16 protein-coding genes are annotated in these 18,748 nt (G+C 52.0%); 8 read left to right on the plus strand and 8 right to left on the minus strand.

The window, feature by feature from the left end; genetic code table 11:
• Nucleotides 1–148 precede the first annotated feature (148 nt).
• From E0L21_RS08180 to E0L21_RS08205, 6 genes are all read left to right on the plus strand, one after another.
• Entirely contained in the window at nt 149–475 is a 327-nt protein-coding gene (locus E0L21_RS08180; protein ID WP_017457668.1) for a cupin domain-containing protein, read from the plus strand.
• Between the two features lie 505 nt (nt 476–980).
• Nucleotides 981–1,871, plus strand: coding sequence for a carbohydrate ABC transporter permease (locus E0L21_RS08185; RefSeq protein ID WP_025263850.1), 891 nt, complete (start codon nt 981–983; stop codon nt 1,869–1,871).
• The gene (locus E0L21_RS08190; protein ID WP_017457666.1) at nt 1,864–2,766 is read left to right on the plus strand and encodes a carbohydrate ABC transporter permease; all 903 of its coding nucleotides are present in this window, start codon (nt 1,864–1,866) and stop codon (nt 2,764–2,766) included. Before E0L21_RS08185 ends, E0L21_RS08190 begins: the two co-directional genes overlap by 8 nt.
• Nucleotides 2,767–2,778: 12 nt before the next feature.
• The gene (locus E0L21_RS08195; RefSeq protein ID WP_131408387.1) at nt 2,779–3,906 is read left to right on the plus strand and encodes an ABC transporter ATP-binding protein; all 1,128 of its coding nucleotides are present in this window, start codon (nt 2,779–2,781) and stop codon (nt 3,904–3,906) included.
• A gap of 144 nt (nt 3,907–4,050) precedes the next feature.
• On the plus strand, nt 4,051–5,340 hold the full coding sequence (locus tag E0L21_RS08200) for an ABC transporter substrate-binding protein (RefSeq protein WP_131408389.1): 1,290 nt from the start codon (nt 4,051–4,053) through the stop codon (nt 5,338–5,340).
• A 66-nt stretch (nt 5,341–5,406) separates the two neighbouring features.
• Nucleotides 5,407–6,537: an oligogalacturonate lyase family protein gene (locus E0L21_RS08205; RefSeq protein ID WP_131408391.1), complete on the plus strand. Its 1,131-nt coding sequence runs from the start codon at nt 5,407–5,409 to the stop codon at nt 6,535–6,537.
• A gap of 34 nt (nt 6,538–6,571) precedes the next feature.
• On the opposite strand, the gene araE is transcribed toward E0L21_RS08205, so the two are convergent.
• The 3 genes from araE to kduI all read right to left on the minus strand — a co-directional run bounded on the left by araE (nt 6,572) and on the right by kduI (nt 9,967).
• The gene (gene araE, locus E0L21_RS08210; protein WP_131408393.1) at nt 6,572–7,990 is read right to left on the minus strand and encodes an arabinose-proton symporter AraE; all 1,419 of its coding nucleotides are present in this window, start codon (nt 7,988–7,990) and stop codon (nt 6,572–6,574) included.
• Between the two features lie 318 nt (nt 7,991–8,308).
• Nucleotides 8,309–9,070 carry a 2-dehydro-3-deoxy-D-gluconate 5-dehydrogenase KduD gene (kduD, locus tag E0L21_RS08215; RefSeq protein WP_131408395.1) on the minus strand — a complete coding sequence of 254 codons (762 nt, stop codon included), beginning with the start codon at nt 9,068–9,070 and terminating at the stop codon, nt 8,309–8,311.
• A gap of 60 nt (nt 9,071–9,130) precedes the next feature.
• Nucleotides 9,131–9,967: a 5-dehydro-4-deoxy-D-glucuronate isomerase gene (gene kduI / locus E0L21_RS08220; protein ID WP_131408397.1), complete on the minus strand. Its 837-nt coding sequence runs from the start codon at nt 9,965–9,967 to the stop codon at nt 9,131–9,133.
• A gap of 489 nt (nt 9,968–10,456) precedes the next feature.
• Here kduI and E0L21_RS08225 point away from each other — a divergent pair, with 489 nt between their 5' ends.
• Entirely contained in the window at nt 10,457–11,632 is a 1,176-nt protein-coding gene (locus tag E0L21_RS08225) for an oligogalacturonate lyase family protein (protein WP_131408399.1), read from the plus strand.
• A 335-nt stretch (nt 11,633–11,967) separates the two neighbouring features.
• Here the strand turns inward: E0L21_RS08225 and E0L21_RS08230 are convergent, their stop codons facing one another.
• The 5 genes from E0L21_RS08230 to E0L21_RS08250 form a co-directional block, all read right to left on the minus strand.
• Nucleotides 11,968–12,648, minus strand: a complete 681-nt coding sequence (locus tag E0L21_RS08230; RefSeq protein ID WP_131408401.1) for a porin — start codon at nt 12,646–12,648, stop codon at nt 11,968–11,970.
• A 475-nt stretch (nt 12,649–13,123) separates the two neighbouring features.
• A complete protein-coding gene (locus E0L21_RS08235; protein ID WP_131408403.1) occupies nt 13,124–14,305 on the minus strand; it encodes an acetyl-CoA C-acetyltransferase in 1,182 nt (393 codons plus the stop codon).
• Between the two features lie 157 nt (nt 14,306–14,462).
• Entirely contained in the window at nt 14,463–15,275 is an 813-nt protein-coding gene (locus E0L21_RS08240) for a MetQ/NlpA family ABC transporter substrate-binding protein (RefSeq protein ID WP_131408405.1), read from the minus strand.
• Between the two features lie 18 nt (nt 15,276–15,293).
• On the minus strand, nt 15,294–15,962 hold the full coding sequence (locus E0L21_RS08245; protein WP_131408407.1) for a methionine ABC transporter permease: 669 nt from the start codon (nt 15,960–15,962) through the stop codon (nt 15,294–15,296).
• Entirely contained in the window at nt 15,955–16,977 is a 1,023-nt protein-coding gene (locus E0L21_RS08250; protein ID WP_131408409.1) for a methionine ABC transporter ATP-binding protein, read from the minus strand. Before E0L21_RS08250 ends, E0L21_RS08245 begins: the two co-directional genes overlap by 8 nt.
• 395 nt (nt 16,978–17,372) lie before the next feature.
• Here E0L21_RS08250 and E0L21_RS08255 point away from each other — a divergent pair, with 395 nt between their 5' ends.
• Complete coding sequence (locus E0L21_RS08255) at nt 17,373–18,743, plus strand: pyridoxal-phosphate dependent enzyme (protein WP_131408412.1); 1,371 nt, start codon at nt 17,373–17,375, stop codon at nt 18,741–18,743.
• Nucleotides 18,744–18,748 lie beyond the last annotated feature (5 nt).

Raw genomic sequence — 18,748 nt, forward strand, 5'->3', positions numbered from 1 at the left:
GCGCTCAGTCAATCAAAGTTGTGATCGACTTTCAACTTCTCTGGCCTCGCGTTTATTTTTATAGAACGCTGAGATAAGTTATTTTGAAACAACGTTTCATCATTTACTCTATCTTCATCACTAACGATACCTACTACAGGACACTCCGATGTTTATCTTCCATAAAGACACTCAGCTTGATGATCTGGGCAACGGCGTTAGCCGCCGTATTCTTGCCCATGACGGCAAAATGATGGCGGTCGAAGTCATGTTCGAACAAGGCGCCATCGGCCCAATGCACAACCATCCTCATGAACAACTTACTTACGTCTTATCCGGCGAGTTCGAATTTACCATTGGTGATGAGAAACATATCGTCACCGCAGGCGATACACTTTATAAGGAACCGCACATTATGCACGGATGTGTGTGTCTGAAGGCCGGTACGCTGCTCGATACCTTTACACCAGTACGTGAAGATTTTTTAAAACGTTGATCGCGCCCTAAAATATTTTACGCCTCCCATAATTAGGGGGGCGTTTTTATTTATAGACCCATAAAAATAGTTCGCCGGATAATCGTTTAAGTATCATATGATTTCATTTAGCAATATTTAATGCGTTAGGCTGTTTCGTAAATCGTCTCGCTTATTGGCTATAAACCCGCTGTTTTTCGACAAAAATGACACCCACCTCACTTAATTGAAACATCGTTTCGACTCCGATCACATTTCACGAATTAATCGAATGACGCCAATTTAAAACTCAATAAAATATTTTAAAACGACGTTTCACAAACAGAGAACGCAAGTTCAAAGGATTCTAAAACCCGGAATATCGTGAGTAATTTCCGCGAGTTATAGATTCAAAACGCATTGATTCAATTGATATTGTGATCAAGCGCACGCGCAGAGCCTGTTTTAACCCTCAGACGCCCAGGCGGAGGGGGAAAAAAGTTAATCTCCGAATCCGTATTACACATTGTTCGCCAGGTAGGTATGTATGAATGAAAACAGACTACTGGGATTGGCCTGGATATCACCCTACGTTATTGGGTTGATAGTCTTTACGGCTTTCCCATTCATCTCATCGTTCTTTCTCAGTTTTACTGAGTATGACCTGATGAGCCCGCCGGTATTTAACGGCATTGAGAATTATCGCTACATGTTTACCGAAGACACGCTCTTCTGGAAATCAATGGGCGTCACGTTCGCGTATGTATTTTTGACAATCCCGCTGAAGCTCGCCTTCGCGCTGGGCATTGCCTTTGTGCTCAACTTTAAACTTCGCGGCATCGGTTTTTTCCGTACGGCTTACTACATTCCGTCCATTCTCGGGAGCTCCGTGGCGATCGCCGTACTGTGGCGCGCACTGTTCGCAATCGATGGTCTGCTTAACAGCTTTATCGGCGTGTTTGGTCTGGATCCGATTAACTGGCTCGGCGAACCGTCGCTGGCGCTGATGTCCGTTACCCTGCTGCGCGTCTGGCAGTTCGGTTCCGCGATGGTCATCTTCCTTGCTGCGCTGCAAAACGTGCCGCAATCTCAGTATGAAGCGGCAATGATCGATGGCGCCAGCAAATGGCAGATGTTTATGAAAGTCACCGTGCCGCTGATTACGCCGGTTATTTTCTTCAACTTCATCATGCAGACCACGCAGGCGTTTCAGGAATTTACCGGCCCGTATGTCATTACCGGCGGCGGCCCGACCTATTACACCTATCTGTTCTCGCTCTACATCTACGACACCGCCTTCAAGTACTTCGATATGGGCTACGGTGCGGCGCTGGCCTGGGTTCTGTTCCTGGTCGTAGCAGTCTTTGCCTCCATTGCCTTTAAGTCTTCGAAATACTGGGTGTTCTACTCTGCCGATAAGGGAGGCAAAAATGGCTGATATCCAACATCTCACGCCGGGCATGAAAGAAGCCGAACGTGAAGTGGCGCGCACGCTGCGCCGCGAGAAAATCAGCGCATGGATTCGCTATACAATCCTGCTCTTTGTCGGCCTGTTAATGCTCTACCCGCTGGCGTGGATGTTCTCGGCATCGTTCAAACCGAACCACGAGATCTTCACCACGCTGGGACTGTGGCCAACCCACGCCACCTGGGACGGCTTTATCAACGGCTGGAAAACCGGCACGGAATACACCTTCGGTCACTACATGCTCAACACCTTTAAGTATGTGATCCCGAAAGTGATTCTGACCATTATCTCTTCCACCATTGTGGCTTACGGCTTTGCCCGCTTTGAGATCCCGTGGAAGAACTTCTGGTTCGGTACGCTTATTGCCACCATGCTGCTGCCAAGCACCGTGCTGCTGATCCCGCAATACCTGATGTTCCGTGAAATGGGCATGCTCAATAGCTATATGCCGCTGTATCTGCCAACGGCATTCGCCACCCACGGTTTCTTCGTCTTTATGTTGATTCAGTTCTTACGCGGCGTACCGCGCGACATGGAAGAAGCGGCGCAAATCGATGGCTGTAACTCCTGGCAGGTGCTCTGGTACGTGGTCGTGCCAATCCTGAAACCGGCGATTATCTCCGTGGCGCTGTTCCAGTTCATGTGGTCAATGAACGACTTTATCGGGCCGCTGATTTATGTCTACAGCGTGGATAAATACCCGATCGCACTGGCGCTGAAAATGTCCATCGACGTCACCGAAGGGGCGCCGTGGAACGAAATTCTGGCAATGGCGAGTATCTCCATTCTGCCGTCCATCATTGTCTTCTTCCTGGCACAGCGCTACTTCGTACAGGGCGTGACCAGCAGCGGAATTAAAGGTTAAGAGGGAAGTATCATGGCTGAAGTTATTTTCAACAAACTGGAAAAGGTTTACTCCAACGGCTTCAAAGCGGTACATGGTATCGACCTGAAAATTGCCGATGGCGAATTTATGGTGATTGTCGGCCCAAGTGGCTGTGCGAAATCCACCACGCTGCGCATGCTGGCCGGCCTTGAAACCATCAGCGGCGGCGAAGTGCGCATCGGCGAGAAGATCGTTAACAACCTCGCGCCAAAATCACGCGGTATTGCGATGGTGTTCCAGAACTACGCGCTTTACCCGCACATGACGGTGCGGGAAAACCTCGCGTTCGGCCTGAAGCTCAGCAAGATGCCGAAAGATGAGATCAACAGACAAGTGGATGAAGCGGCGAAAATCCTGGAACTGGAAGAGTTGATGGACCGCCTGCCGCGCCAGCTTTCCGGTGGCCAGGCGCAGCGCGTGGCGGTTGGCCGCGCGATTGTGAAAAAGCCCGATGTGTTCCTGTTTGACGAACCGCTGTCGAACCTGGATGCCAAACTGCGCGCCTCAATGCGCATCCGTATTTCCGACCTGCACAAGCAGTTAAAGAAATCTGGAAAACCGGCAACCACCGTCTACGTCACGCACGATCAGACCGAAGCGATGACCATGGGCGATCGCATCTGTGTGATGAAGCTCGGCCATATCATGCAGGTGGATACCCCGGACAACCTCTACCATTTCCCGAAAAATATGTTCGTAGCGGGCTTTATTGGCGCGCCGGAAATGAACATCAAACCGGCGAAGATTGTGAAAAAAGCCGACCAACTGCACATCACCGTTGGTCATGAAACGCTGGCGCTGAACGCGCGCCAGCAGGAGAAAGTCGCGGATTACGCCGACAAAGAGGTGTTCTTTGGTGTGCGCCCGGAGTTTGTCTCCGTTTCTGACGAGCCTTATAGCGACGATTGCGGCTCCGGCGATCTGGTCCGCGTCGAGAACATGGGTCACGAGTTCTTTGTTTACCTGAAAGTCAGCGACTACGAACTGACTGCCCGAATTCCTTCTGATGAAGCTAAACCAATGATTGAAAAGGGGCTTCACCGGAAGGTGTACTTTAAGTTTGATATGAATAAATGCCATATTTTTGACGCTAAAACTGAACAGAACATTTCCTTATAACTAAACGAAATCATTCGGGATGCCTCGAGGCGGCAAGTCGATGCATCCTAGCCGCTTACCAACGTCAGCGGCTGGGATGCATCGATGTAACCACCAAAGGGGCAGTTTGAAGAATGAAATTTAAACAAACGTTGGAGTATAAAAATGAAAAAAGTGCTTACCGGCGCCATCATCTCCGCAACTCTGGGCATGTGCGCTGTACCCGCAACCGCTGCTGATAATGTTGATCTTCGTATGTCCTGGTGGGGGGGCAACGGTCGTCATCAGGTCACATTAAAAGCGCTGGAAGAGTTTCATAAACAGCATCCGGACATTACCGTTAAATCTGAATACACCGGTTGGGACGGTCACCTCTCCCGTCTGACCACGCAAATCGCGGGCGGCACTGAGCCGGACGTGATGCAGACCAACTGGAACTGGCTGCCGATTTTCTCCAAAAATGGCGACGGTTTTTACGACCTGAACCAGGTCAAAGACATTATTGATTTAAGCCAGTTCGATGCCAAAGAGCTGCAATCCACCACCGTTGACGGCAAGCTGAACGGCATTCCGATTTCCGTCACCGCGCGCGTGTTCTACTTCAACGACGAGCAGTGGAAAAAAGCGGGTGTCGCCTTCCCGAAAACATGGGATGAGCTGTTAGCGGCGGGCAAAACCTTTGAAAGCAAACTCGGCAAACAGTACTACCCGGTCGTGCTGGAGCACCAGGATACGCTGGCGCTGCTGAACTCCTACATGGTGCAGAAATACAACATTCCTGCCGTGGATGAAAAAGCGAAGAAATTCAGCTACACCAACGAGCAGTGGGTGGAATTCTTCCAGATGTATAAAAAGCTGGTCGATAGCCACGTGATGCCGGACTCCAAGTATTACGCGTCGTTCGGTAAGAGCAACATGTATGAAATGAAGCCGTGGATCGAAGGTGAATGGGCGGGTACTTACATGTGGAACTCCACCATCACTAAATACTCCGATAACCTGAAGCCGCCAGCCAAACTGGTGCTGGGTGACTACCCGATGCTGCCGGGCGCGAAAGACGCGGGTCTGTTCTTTAAACCAGCACAAATGCTGTCGATTGGTAAATCCACCAAGCATCCGAAAGAGGCTGCGCAGGTGATCAATTTCCTGCTGAACAGCAAAGAAGGCGCGGAAACACTGGGTCTGGAACGCGGCGTGCCGCTGAGCAAAGCAGCGGTGCAAACATTGACTGCCAATGGCGCTATCAAAGAGGGCGATCCGGCCGTTGCGGGTCTGCGTCTGGCGCAGTCTCTGCCGACCAAACTCTCGGTATCGCCATACTTTGACGATCCGCAGATTGTTGCCCAGTTCGGTACCGCAATTCAGTACATCGACTATGGCCAGAAATCCGTTGAAGAAACCGCGGCCGACTTCCAGCGTCAGGCTGAGCGTATTCTGAAACGCGCCATGCGCTAAGGTTTTACCGCAATGACATACCCTGCCCGTTTGCGGCAGGGTATTTTTTTATCAAAGGAGCAGGTAATGGCAAAGGGGAAAAAAGTCTCTCTCACCTTCCGCAGCCAGAAAGACGCAAAAACCGGACATGAGGTAATCCGGCTGACGCCACCACATATTGTTTGTCACCGTAATTACTTCTATCAAAAATGCTTTACCCAGGACGGCGAGAAACTGATTTTCGGCGGCGCATTTGAAGGCCACTGGAATTACTACTTGTTGGATCTCGCTAACCGCGAAGCGACACAGCTCACCGAAGGCGCGGGAGACAACACGTTTGGCGGTTTTTTATCCGCCGATGACAGCGCGCTGTGGTACGTAAAAGACACCCGCGAGCTGCGCCGCGTTGATCTGCACTCCCTTGAAGAGCATATCGTTTACGAGGTGGACGACGAGTGGGTTGCGTATGGCACCTGGGTCGCCAACTCCAGCTGCACCAAACTGGTCGGCATCGAAATCAAAAAGAGTAACTGGCAGCCGCTCACCGACTGGCAAAAATTCCGTGACTTCTACTTTACCCACCCCGAATGCCGCTTGATCCGTATTGATCTACAAAGCGGTAAACGCGACACCCTGTTGCAGGAGAAACGCTGGCTTGGTCACCCGATTTACCGCCCCTTTGATGACCAGACCGTGGCCTTTTGCCACGAAGGCCCGCGTGATGTGATTGATGCGCGTATGTGGCTGATTAACGAAGATGGCAGCAACCTGCGCAAGGTGCGCCAGCACAAGCCGGGAGAAAGTTTTACCCATGAATTCTGGGTACCGGACGGTTCCGCGCTCTACTACGTGGCGCACCAGGAAAACGACCCGCGCCGTTATCTCTACAGCGCAAATCCGCACACGCTGGAAAACCAGCAACTGATGGCGATCCCGCCTTGCTCGCACCTGATGAGTAATGAAGATGGCAGCCTGGTGGTCGGTGACGGCGCACCGCATCACACCGGGGATATCCACCTCAACGATCCGTTTATCTGGGTATTTGATATTAACAGCGGCGAACAAAAAGCGATTTGCCAGCATAACAGTAGCTGGAAAGTGCTGGATGGCGACCGCCAGGTCACTCACCCACATCCGTCGTTCTCGCCAGATAACCAGTGGGTGCTCTTCACCTCCGATGCCGAAGGCATGCCCGCGCTCTACCTGGCGCGGGTATAATTTTGCCCTCTCCCGCCGGGGAGAGGGGTTCTGTTTACATGCCGATATCACGCAGTTTTTCACCCGCCATCAGACGGCGCTCGATATGCTCCAGCGTGACATTTTTGGTTTCCGGGATCAGCCAGAAAGTGACGCCAACAAATGCCAGATTCAGCGCGGTATAGAGCCAGAAGGTACCTGCAGCGCCAATTGCGTCCAGCAACGTCAGGAAAGTCGCACCGATGATCATGTTCGACACCCAGTTTGTGGTGGTGGAACAGGTGATGCCAAAATCACGGCATTTCAACGGCTGGATCTCCGAACACAGGATCCACACCACCGGCGCGGCGCTCATCGCATAACCGGCAATACAGATCATCGTCATCCCAACGGAAAGCCAGGATAACCCGCTCGACGCGGTGCCGTTATCAAACTGCATCAGGCAGTAACCGAGGATCAAGGTGCCAATTGCCATCACGCTGAAACCAATTTTCAGCGCCGGTTTGCGCCCCGCTTTATCCACGGTAAACACCGCGATAAAGGTGGCAAACATAAAGGTCAGCCCCACCACCAGCGTGGCGATCATCTGCTGTTCAGTGTTGGTAAACCCGGCCATTTTGAAGATACGCGGCGCGTAATACATGATGATGTTCATGCCGGTAAACTGCTGCATCGCCTGCAATAACATGCCGAGGTACACGGCGCGACGCACATTGCGGTTGGCTTTAAACAGCTGGAAACCGCCCTGTTTCAGTTTCAGGCTTTCGCGGATTTCATTAAGTTCTTCGCGGGCTTTTTCCGAGGTATCACGCAGCATCCGCAGCACCTCTTCCGCCTCAATATGCCGCCCTTTTTGCGCCAGCCAGCGCGGGCTATTGGGCAGGAACACCACCAGAACAATCAGCAACAGTGCCGGCAGCGCCAGTACACCGAGCATCGCCCGCCAGTTGCCGCTGTAACTAAAAGCAGTATCAGACAGGAACGCCAGCACAATGCCGAGCGTGACCATCAACTGGTACATGCTGATCATCTTGCCGCGCACATTTTCACTGGCCATTTCCGAGAGATACAGCGGTGCGGTATACGAAGCAATGCCGACCGCAACCCCCAACAGCACGCGGGAAAGTAGCAGCACTTCCACACTGGCGGCAAAAGCGGAACCGAGCGAGCCGGCGACAAACAGCACCGCGCCCACCATTAAGCTGTATTTGCGTCCAAGGCGGAAAGAGAGCCAGCCATTAAACAGCGCACCCAGCGCTGCACCCAGCATCATGCTGCTCACTACCCATTCCTGCAAACGGCTGGATAACGTGAAATGGTCGGTGATAAACGGCAACGCGCCGGAAATCACCCCAATATCAAGACCAAACAACAGCCCGGCGACCGCTGCCGAAACAGAGACAAACAAATTCATACGCCGGGTATCACGCAGCGCGCGCGGTAAAGCTACAGAATCATTACTGATAGAAGCCATTTTTTCCTGCCTGCACAGAATAAGTCGTCTTATGAAAGTAAGTCAGCGGCGCATCAAAGCGTCAGTGCATAAAACGCGAAGATATGGATAAATACGCTGTGGCATAGTGTTTTGTGATGGAGTTTACAATTTTGAAAATATAGTTTAATCACTAAACTAATTTTAACTTATTTATTTTTAATGATTTTTTATACATAGCCTGCGAATTAAGACAAAAGGATATGGATTTTTCTATTCATAAGATATGGACAATTAATACGCAGAGATAAAAAAACCTGCCCATGGGCAGGTTTTTTTGTGCGCGCAACGGCAGGCGAATTAACGCGCCAGCCAGCCGCCGTCGACAGCAATGGTGTAGCCGTTGATGTAGTCGGACGCTTTCGATGAGAGGAACACAACCGGCCCCATCAAATCGCTTGGCAGCCCCCAGCGGCCCGCCGGGATACGGTCGAGGATCTCGGCGCTACGCTGCTCGTCGGCACGCAGCTGCTGGGTGTTGTTGGTCGCCATATAACCCGGTGCGATAGCGTTAACGTTGATGTTGTGCTTCGCCCACTCGTTCGCCAGCAGACGCGTGACGCCCATTACGCCGCTTTTTGACGCGGTGTAAGACGGAACGCGGATGCCGCCCTGGAAAGAGAGCATAGAGGCAATGTTGATGATCTTGCCGCCGTTACCCTGCGCGATGAAGTGTTTTGCCGCCGCCTGGGACATAAAGAATACGCTCTTGATGTTCAGGTTCATGACGTCGTCCCAGTCTTTCTCGCTGAAGTTGATCGCGTCTTCGCGACGGATCAAACCGGCGTTGTTTACCAGAATGTCGATTTTGCCAAACTCGGCGACCGCACGCTCCAGCAGCGCCGGAATGCCGTCGATCTGACGCAGATCGGCAGTCAGGCTGAGAAAACGACGGCCCAGCGCGGTCACGCGCTCGATGGTTTCTGTTGGTTCAACAATGTTGATACCGACGATGTCGCAGCCCGCTTCCGCCAGACCCACGGCCATACCCTGGCCCAGACCGGTGTCGCAACCGCTTACTACCGCAACCTTACCTTGAAGAGAAAATGCATCCAGAATCATGTTTATTCCTTAATCTATCAGCGCCTGTACCGGACAGGCATGGTTTTATGCTGCCCGCTATTAGCGCAGATCTTTTACAGCGACGTGATCCATGTCATCAAAGACCTGGTTCTCACCCACCATCCCCCAGATGAAGGTGTACGCACGCGTACCCACGCCTGAATGGATTGACCAGCTGGGAGAAATGACCGCCTGCTCGTTATGCATCACAATGTGACGCGTTTCCTGCGGCTGCCCCATCATATGGAATACGCAGGCGTCTTCTTCCATATTGAAATAGAAGTACACTTCCATGCGGCGCTCATGGGTATGGCACGGCATAGTGTTCCACAGGTTGCCCGGCGCAAGCTCGGTCAGCCCCATGCTTAACTGGCAGGTTTCCAGCACGTCCGGCACGAAATATTTATTGATGGTGCGACGGTTGCTGGTCAGCGGATCGCCAAGCGTCACCGGCGCAACATCGGCTGGCGTCACTTTTTTCGTCGGGAAGGTGGTGTGTGCGGGTGCGCAGTTGTAGTAAAACTTGGCCGGTTTCGCGCTATCAATGCTGGCAAAAACCACCTCTTTGGCGCCTTTTCCAACATATAACGCATCGCGATGACCAATTTCATAACACTGGCCGTCAACGGTGATGGTACCCGGGCCGCCGATATTAATGACGCCCAGTTCGCGGCGCTCAAGGAAATAGGTCACGCCCAGCTGTTTACCCACTTCGCCGCCGACAGAAACGGTTTTCTTCACCGGCTTAATACCGCCGACGATGATGCGATCAATATGGCTGTAAACCATGGTGTATTCGTCATCAACGAATACTTTTTCGACTAAAAACTCATTGCGCAGGCCCTGGGTATCCAGCGTTTTCGCATGCGCACTGTGGATGCTTTGTCTGACTTCCACAATAACCTCCGAAGTAAATTTTGACCGAAACGTCACTCCACGAAACGTAGAAACAGTGTTCCGTTTCTTCATTACGCGCATCTTATCCCGGCTAAAACATGTTTTCAATCATGAATAAAACAACGTTTCAATTTTTCTGCCACTTATTATTAAATCTGTAAGTCCGATCACGATTGTTTGGTATTGACAGCGCATCTTCACCGGTTAGGCAGGGGAATAATTCTAAATAAAGCATAGCAAACAATAATTTAAGACCATCTTTGAGTTTTGACGGCCAATCGGCATTTTTTGTGTTTAAAATCAAAGGCCGCTACCAAAAAAGCATTTTCAAGGCGCGTTATCCCGGCTTGCAAAGGCGATTTTCTTATAAAGTGCGTCAGCAATCACACATATTGAAACATTGTTTTGATAAATTAATACCCTATTTTTAAACTTGTGGTCATCATTGGGAGCGCAACTTTCCCACCGGACCATCTAAAGGAGTGAATTATGGCGAAAGGCATGCGGGTAAAACTCAATTACGCAATCAGCCGCGATCCGGATACCGGCGCGGAAATCACCCGCTTAACACCACCGGAAGTGACCTGTCATCGGAACTACTTCTATCAGAAGTGTTTTTTCAACGATGGCAGCCACCTGTTATTTGCCGGTGAATTTGATGGCCACTGGAATTATTACCTGCTGGATATTGCTAAAGCCGAAGCCGTGCAATTGACGGAAGGCGCGGGCGATAACACCTTTGGCGGCTTCCTCTCGCCGGATGACAGCGCTTTATATTATGTGAAGAACGATCGCACGCTGCGCGAAGTGAATTTGCAGACGCTGGCCGAGCGCGAAATTTATCGCGTGCCGGACGAGTGGGTCGGCTACGGTACCTGGGTGGCAAACAGCGATTGCAGCAAACTGGTCGGGATTGAGATCGCCGCCAGCGACTGGACACCGCTCAATGACTGGAAACTGTTCCACGACTTCTTCCATAAAGGCCCACACTGCCGCCTGTTACGCGTGGATTTGCAAAGCGGCGAGAGCAGCGTGATCCATGAAGAGAAGAACTGGCTGGGTCACCCGATCTACCGCCCATTCGACGACAATACCGTGGCGTTTTGTCATGAAGGCCCGCACGACCTGGTGGATGCGCGGATGTGGCTGGTGAATGAAGATGGCAGCCACGTGCGTAAAGTGAAAGATCACGCCGAAGGCGAAAGCTGCACCCACGAATTCTGGGTGCCGAACGGCTCCGCGCTGGTGTACGTCTCTTACCTGAAAGGTAAACAGGGACGCATGATTTACAGCTTCAATCCGGATACCGGCGTAAACGAAGCGGTGATGCCGATGCCGGCTTGCTCTCACCTGATGAGCAACTTCGACGGCACATTACTGGTCGGCGATGGTTCTGGCACGCCGGTGGATGTAAAAGATACCAGCGGTTACACCATTGATAACGATCCGTATCTGTATGTTTTCGATGTGGCGAAAAAAGCGTACTTCCGCGTAGCGCGCCACGATACGTCCTGGGCAACAGTTGCCAATAGCCGCCAGGTGACGCATCCGCATCCGTCATTCACACCTGACGACAGTGCGATTCTGTTTAGTTCCGATAAAGACGGCAAACCAGCGCTTTATATCGCGAAACTTCCTGAGCAACGCGTGATGTTGCAAGCATAAACTTTGAGTTAGTGTTTCTGTAACTGGCCTTGCCCTCCTCCTGGGGGGCTTTTTTTTTGTGCCGCCATGCCCGTCATACTTTGAGCCACAGGTGTGTTGGCGGCCTTACTCGCCCCCGTCATTGACTTCAGTAAGCTCCTGAAGACTCGCTGCGTTGCCGCCTTCCTGTGACTCACATATTTAGGCAGACCTGAGTAAATGCAAAAAACAGTGCCCAAAAGTCCAAAGAAGATAAGTAACGAACCTGTGGCTCAAAGTATGACGGGCATAAATATAAAAAACCCCGGCCAACGGCTCCGGGGTTTTCGTGAGGGTAAAACAGGTACTTCAGACAATCAGAAAGAGTAAGCCACACCGAGGCGGAAACGGGTCTGGCGTTCGTCGGTACTTTTCACACCAACGTTGCCCACTTCCACATACGGGGACCAGTTTTTATCCAATTTGTACGCCACTTTGGCGTTATATTCGTTGGAATAGGTTTTGTTGTTTTCACGAATAACATCTTCGGTGCTCTTCGCGTAAACATAGTTCAGCTCAATGCGGTAGTCGCCCATCGCCCAGCCTACCCAGGTATCAAATTTGTTGACCTTGTTATCAACGGTGCTTGAATCCGGGTTACGGGTGTATTCATAACGATAGCGGCCAGCAATATAAACGCCGTTATCAAAGCTGTATTGCACGTGAAGATACGGTTTATAGATGGAGTTGGTATCTTTACTTTCGATGTTAAAGCCTGGTGTTAACGCAAAATTCTTGGTCGCAGCCCAGCGCCAGTTAATGGATTCTTCGTGGCCGTTACCCACGATTTCCGTTAACGGTTTGTCGGCGTCATCGCCGCCAGATTTCCATTTCGCTTCAACACCGAAACCTAAGCCATTATCGAAACGGTGAGAAACCGCTACGCGATCGGCGTTGGAGCCGCTGTCGATGTATTCATGACGTAAATCCACGGTGACGGCTTGTGAAGCAAAGGAAGCGCCAAGGAGTGAAGCAAGAGCCAGAGTTTTCTTAAACATGAGATTACCTCAATAATTAAAATTATGTTCCATTTTTATGGAATTCTATTTTATTTTTTTGGTAACTTTATTTTAGTGATCGAGATCGTAAATATTTGTATGGAACGGAACTATGTATAACGGCGTGATGAATATCAATATATTTTCCCTTCACCCGCAAATTAATATGATAAAGATCACACCAATTTTCTATTAACGGTTAGCTTACAAAATTCAATACAAATAAAAAACACAATGCAAAACAGAGAGCTACAAAACCGATCAGCAAATAATAAGCAGACTTATTTCTTACATTTCAAATTGTAACGGAGGAAACAATAGTAAATTACGGCGTAGCAGAAGTGTTTTTAAATAACGCAGGATAATTATTAGAGCGACATATTGAGGTTTTAATTTAATTGAAACGGCGGCTGAGACGTTAGTCACAAACAATAAAGCCTTCCAGGTGGAAGGCTTTATTTAACTTAAGGTGAGATTAATCGCGTTCAATCGCCAGCGCGACGCCCTGGCCACCGCCAATGCATAAAGTTGCCAGCCCTTTACGGGCATGACGTTTTTGCATTTCATGCACCAGCGAAACCAGAATGCGGCAGCCGGAAGCGCCAATCGGATGACCCAACGCTATCGCCCCGCCGTTGACATTCACCCGCTTCTCATCCCATTCGAGGATTTTGCCTACCGACAACGCCTGCGCGGCGTAAGCTTCGTTCGCTTCAATCAAATCGACATCACCAAGTTGCCAGCCCGCGCGCTCAAGGCAGCGGCGCATGGCATAAACCGGCGCAATCCCCATTAACGCCGGATCGACACCAACGCTGGCAAACGCGCGGATGCGCGCCAGCACCGGTAAATTGAGTTCCTGCGCTTTTGCTTCGCTCATCACCAGCACCGCCGCTGCACCGTCATTGATCGGCGAGGCGTTACCGGCGGTGACCGAGCCACTTTGTTCAAAAGCGGGCGCGAGTTTCGCCAGCGCTTCCGCGCTGGGATCGGTACGCGGTTGTTCATCGGTATCGATAATCAGCACCTGCCCCTCAGCCCCCATCGCGCTCACCGGCACAATTTCATCGCGAAAACGCCCGGAATCGATAGCAACACGCGCTTTATGCTGCGAGCTTAACGCCCACTCATCCTGGCGCTCGCGGCTAATGCCATATTCACGCGCCAGGTTTTCCGCCGTTACGCCCATATGATAATCATTGAACGCATCCCACAAACCGTCATGCACCAGGCTATCAATAAGCTGGCTGTTGCCGAGTTGCGCGCCGGTGCGGCTGTCGGTCAGCACATGCGGCGCACGGCTCATATTCTCCTGCCCACCGGCGATCACCACATCGGCTTCGCCGCACTGGATCGCCTGTGCGGCCAGGTGCAACGCTTTCAGCCCGGAGCCACACACATCATTAATGGTGATCGCCGAAACCGTATTCGGCAGGCCGCCTTTGATCGCCGACTGTCGCGCAGGGTTTTGCCCGGCGCCTGCTGTCAGCACCTGGCCGAGAATCACTTCGTCGATATCTTGTGGCTGCACACCGCTACGCTCTATCAGCGCATGCACCACCTGGCTGCCTAACTCGACGGCAGAAAGGCGTGACAACGCGCCCTGAAAACAGCCGATAGGCGTGCGGACCGCGCCGACTATCACGACATCTTTCATCTCTACCCCCGCAGTTGGTCAACCCGGCAATAGTAGTGCATTGTTAATAAGTATTAACTCGATTGTTTAAAATTGGTGAGATTAGTCACAGCGAAAGTCAGAGGCGGGAAAACAGCAGAGAATTGCGCGGCCAGCAAGACCGCGCAGAAGGGGAAAATCAGTTGTTAACCGGGATCACCGCGCCTTTATATTTGGTACGGATCCAGTCCTGAATCTCTTTGGAGTGCAGTACGTTCACCAGTGCCACGATATCTTTTTTCTTCTCGTCACCACGGTGTACGGTAATGATGTTGGCATACGGGTTATTTTCGCCGCTTTCAACCGCGATCGGATCGTGAACCGGGTCAAGACCCGCATCAATCGCATAGTTCGCGTTGATCACCACCGCATCGCCTTCATCGTTGTTGTACATCTGCGGCAGCAGCGCCGCTTCCACGTTCGGCAGGAACTTCAGTTTTTTCGGGTTATCCACGATGTCATCGATACGCGCCGTCACTTTGTCGATACCCGGTTTCAGCTTGATGACGCCCTCTTTTTCGAAGATAGAGAGAATGCGCCCCTCTTCAGAGACCGCGTCACGCATGATGATTTTGCCGCCCTGCGGCAGATCTTTCAGCGATTTGTATTTTTTGGAGTAAATACCAATCGGCTCAATATGGATGGCACCTGCGCTAACAAAATCATAGGTTTTGTCGCCCGCGTGGTCTTTGATCACGCTGTTCAGGTACGGAATGTGCTGGAAGTAGTTCGCGTCCAGTTCGCGGCTGGCCAGCGCCGTGTTCGGCAGGATGTAGTCCTGGAACGGTTTGATTTCCAGATCAATTCCCTGCTTCGCCAGAATCGGTTTTGCCTGTTCAAGGATTTCGGCATGTGGCACGTTTGACGCGCCTACGGTCAGCGTATCTGCCCAGGAGGAGAAGCTCAGCACGCTGAGGGTAGCTGCGGCAATCAGTGTCAGTGTTTTTTTCATGATGTTGGTTTCCAATAATTATCGTTTATCTAACAGAGAAGTAATCACGTCGCCGCAGAACTGGATAATGAAGACGATGATAAGAATGGTCACCGTCGCCACCAGCGTGACGTCGTTATGGTTCCGCTGGAATCCTTCCAGATAAGCAAGATTGCCCAACCCGCCAGCGCCGATAACCCCGGCCATGGCGCTGTAGCTCACCAGCGCAATCAGCGTCACGGTGATCCCGGACACCAACGCAGGTGATGATTCGGGCAGTAACACCCGAAATACCAGTGTGCTCAACCGCGCGCCCATTGAACGCGTCGCCTCAATCACCCCTTTATCTACCTCGCGCAGCGCAATCTCGACCAGACGCGCATAAAACGGCGCGGCACCGACGATAAGCGCAGGCAGCGCGGCGTTCGCGCCAAGAATGGTGCCAACGAGGGTTTTGGTAAACGGGATTAACAGCACAATCAAAATGATGAACGGAATAGAACGGAAGACGTTCACCACAATCGAAATCACGCTGTACAACGTACGGTTCTGGAACAGGCCGCCGCGCGCGGTGAGAAACAGCGCCAGACCGAGCACAATGCCCAGCACAAAGGTCGCCGCGCCCGACAGCGCTGTCATATACAGCGTCTCTTGCGTCGCCGCCCAGAGTTGCGCCCATTTCAGATGCGGAAAGAGGGAGTCAGCCATGTGTCACGACCTCGCTTTCAATATCCGTTTTGCTCAGGTCCGCAAGGATATTGTTCAGTTGTTCCGGGGTCGCCTTCACGTTCACCCATAATTGTCCAAAGACGCCGTGCGCGGTTTGCGACATCTTGCCGTGCAAAATGTTAAACGGCAGCCCATAGCGCAACGTCAGCTCGCCGACGATCGGTTGGTGCGTGCTGTGGCCGGTAAAGGTCAGCTTGATCACCGTGCCGTCGAGATCGCTGTTCAGCTCCGGGTTGAATGCCTCTTCTTCTTTATACTGGCTCACCTGGCGCACAAACTGTTTGGTGATCGGCTGTTGCGGATGAGTAAAAACGCTCAGCACATCGCCCTCTTCCACCACTTTGCCATCCTCCATCACCGCCACGCGGTCACAAATCTTGCGCACCACATGCATTTCATGGGTGATCAGCACAATAGTCAGTTTGAAACGGCGATTAATATCCAGCAGCAAATCGAGGATCTGATCGGTGGTTTGCGGGTCCAGCGCCGAGGTGGCTTCATCGCACAACAGCACATCCGGGTTATTCGCCAGTGCGCGGGCAATACCCACACGCTGTTTCTGCCCGCCGCTCAATTGCGACGGATAAGCATTTTCCCGCCCTTTCAGCCCCACCAGCTCAATCAGTTCCGCTACGCGGGCGTTAATCTGTACTTTTGGCGCACCGGCAATTTGCATTGAAAAAGCGATGTTTTCGCTCACCGTGCGCGACCACAGTAAATTGAAGTGCTGAAAAACCATGCTGATCTTCAGCCGCGCCTGGCGCAGGGTTTCCCCGCGTGCGGCGGCAATGTCCTGGCCATTAATTACGACGCTGCCGGAGGTCGGTTTTTCCAGCCCATTCAGCAAGCGAATCAGCGTACTTTTTCCGGCGCCGCTGTAGCCGATAATGCCGTAAATCTGCCCCTGCTCAACCGTCAGATTGACGCTGTCGACGGCGGTAATCGATGCCTTTCCCTGGTCGAAAATCTTGGAGATATTCCTGAGGACAATCATTCGTGGGTGTTTCCGTTTGGCAGTTTAGCGGTATGGATGTCCAGATGATAATAATCAGCCGCAGTTATAATTCAAATAACCAAATAGACATTACTTATAACCAAACACGCTAAAGGAGGTGAAGCAGGGGTTGTGACGATAAGACTTTATTTCACATTGTATTGCCGAAAATCGCATAACTGCGGCGAACGTAAGGGGAAAAGTGACTGAAATCAGCGCAAAAACCCGCTTTTCTGGCAATCAATCCATCCGGACGACTGTATGGCTCGCCATCCTGACGGCTAAATAGCGTTTTATATTTCTAAAAGCTCTAAACGCCGAATAAAGGTTATTTAAACAGGCAAAATGACAGACCTATCATCCGCACATCACGATTGTTTACGGGTGAATCTACAATGTCAGTCTTCCATTCAGTAACCGAATTGATCGGTCAAACACCGCTGTTGCAGTTACATAAACTGGCGAGCGGGCCATGCGAATTATTTCTCAAACTGGAAAACCAAAACCCCGGCGGATCGATTAAAGACCGGGTCGCGTTGTCGATGATTAACGAAGCCGAACGCCTTGGTCTGCTCGCGCCCGGCGGGACAATTATTGAAGCCACTGCCGGTAACACCGGACTGGGGCTGGCGTTGATCGCCGCGCAAAAGGGCTATTCGCTGGTGCTGGTCGTGCCGGACAAAATGAGCCGCGAGAAGATTTTCCACCTGCGCGCGCTGGGTGCAAAAGTGGTGCTTACCCGCTCAGACGTTAACAAAGGCCATCCGGCTTACTACCAGGATTATGCGCGCCGCCTGGCGCAAGAGACGCCGGGCGCGTTTTACATCGACCAGTTCAATAACGACGCGAACCCGCTGGCGCATACTTCCACCACCGCCCCGGAAATCTTCGCCCAACTGGATGGCAAAATCGACGCCATCGTCGTTGGCGTCGGCTCCGGCGGCACGCTTGGCGGGCTACAAGCCTGGTTCGCCAAACACTCGCCGCACACCGAGTTTGTGCTGGCCGATCCGGCCGGTTCGATCCTGGCCGATCAGGTTGAACATGGCCGCTACAGCACACCAGGTTCCTGGTTGGTTGAAGGCATTGGCGAAGATTTTATTCCACCGCTGGCACACATTGACGGCGTGCGCAAAGCCTTCCGCATTACCGATCGCGAAGCCTTCGCCACCGCCAGAGAACTGCTGCAACAGGAAGGAATTTTAGCGGGATCGTCCACCGGGACGCTGCTCAGCGCTGCTCTGCGTTACTGCCAGGCGCAAACCACGCCAAAGCGCGTGGTGACGTTCGCCTGCGATAGCGGCAACAAATACCTGTCGAAGATGTTTAACGATGACTGGATGCGCCAGCAAGGGTTGCTGAGCCGCCCTTCTAACGGCGACCTCACGGATTTTATCGCCCTGCGCCACGACGAAGGAGCAACCGTCACCGCCGCGCCAGAGGATAGCCTCGCCGCCGTGCTGGCGCGCATGCGCCTGTACGATATTTCGCAACTGCCGGTGCTGGAAAACGGCCAGGTAGTAGGCATTGTCGACGAGTGGGATCTGATAAGCCACGTGCGCGGCGACAGTGCGCGTTTCGCGTTGCCGGTGAAAGCGGCGATGACCCGCAACGTGGAAATTCTTGATAAACACGCGCCGGAAAGCGCGCTGTACGCCATTTTCGATCGCGGCCTGGTGGCAGTGATCGCCGACAACGGCCGCTTTGTTGGCCTGATAACCCGCAGCGATGTGCTGACCACCTGGCGCAACCGTCTTGAACAATAAGGGAA

Origin of the sequence: Kosakonia quasisacchari, from assembly GCF_004331415.1 — a bacterium.
Taxonomy (GTDB): domain Bacteria; phylum Pseudomonadota; class Gammaproteobacteria; order Enterobacterales; family Enterobacteriaceae; genus Kosakonia; species Kosakonia quasisacchari.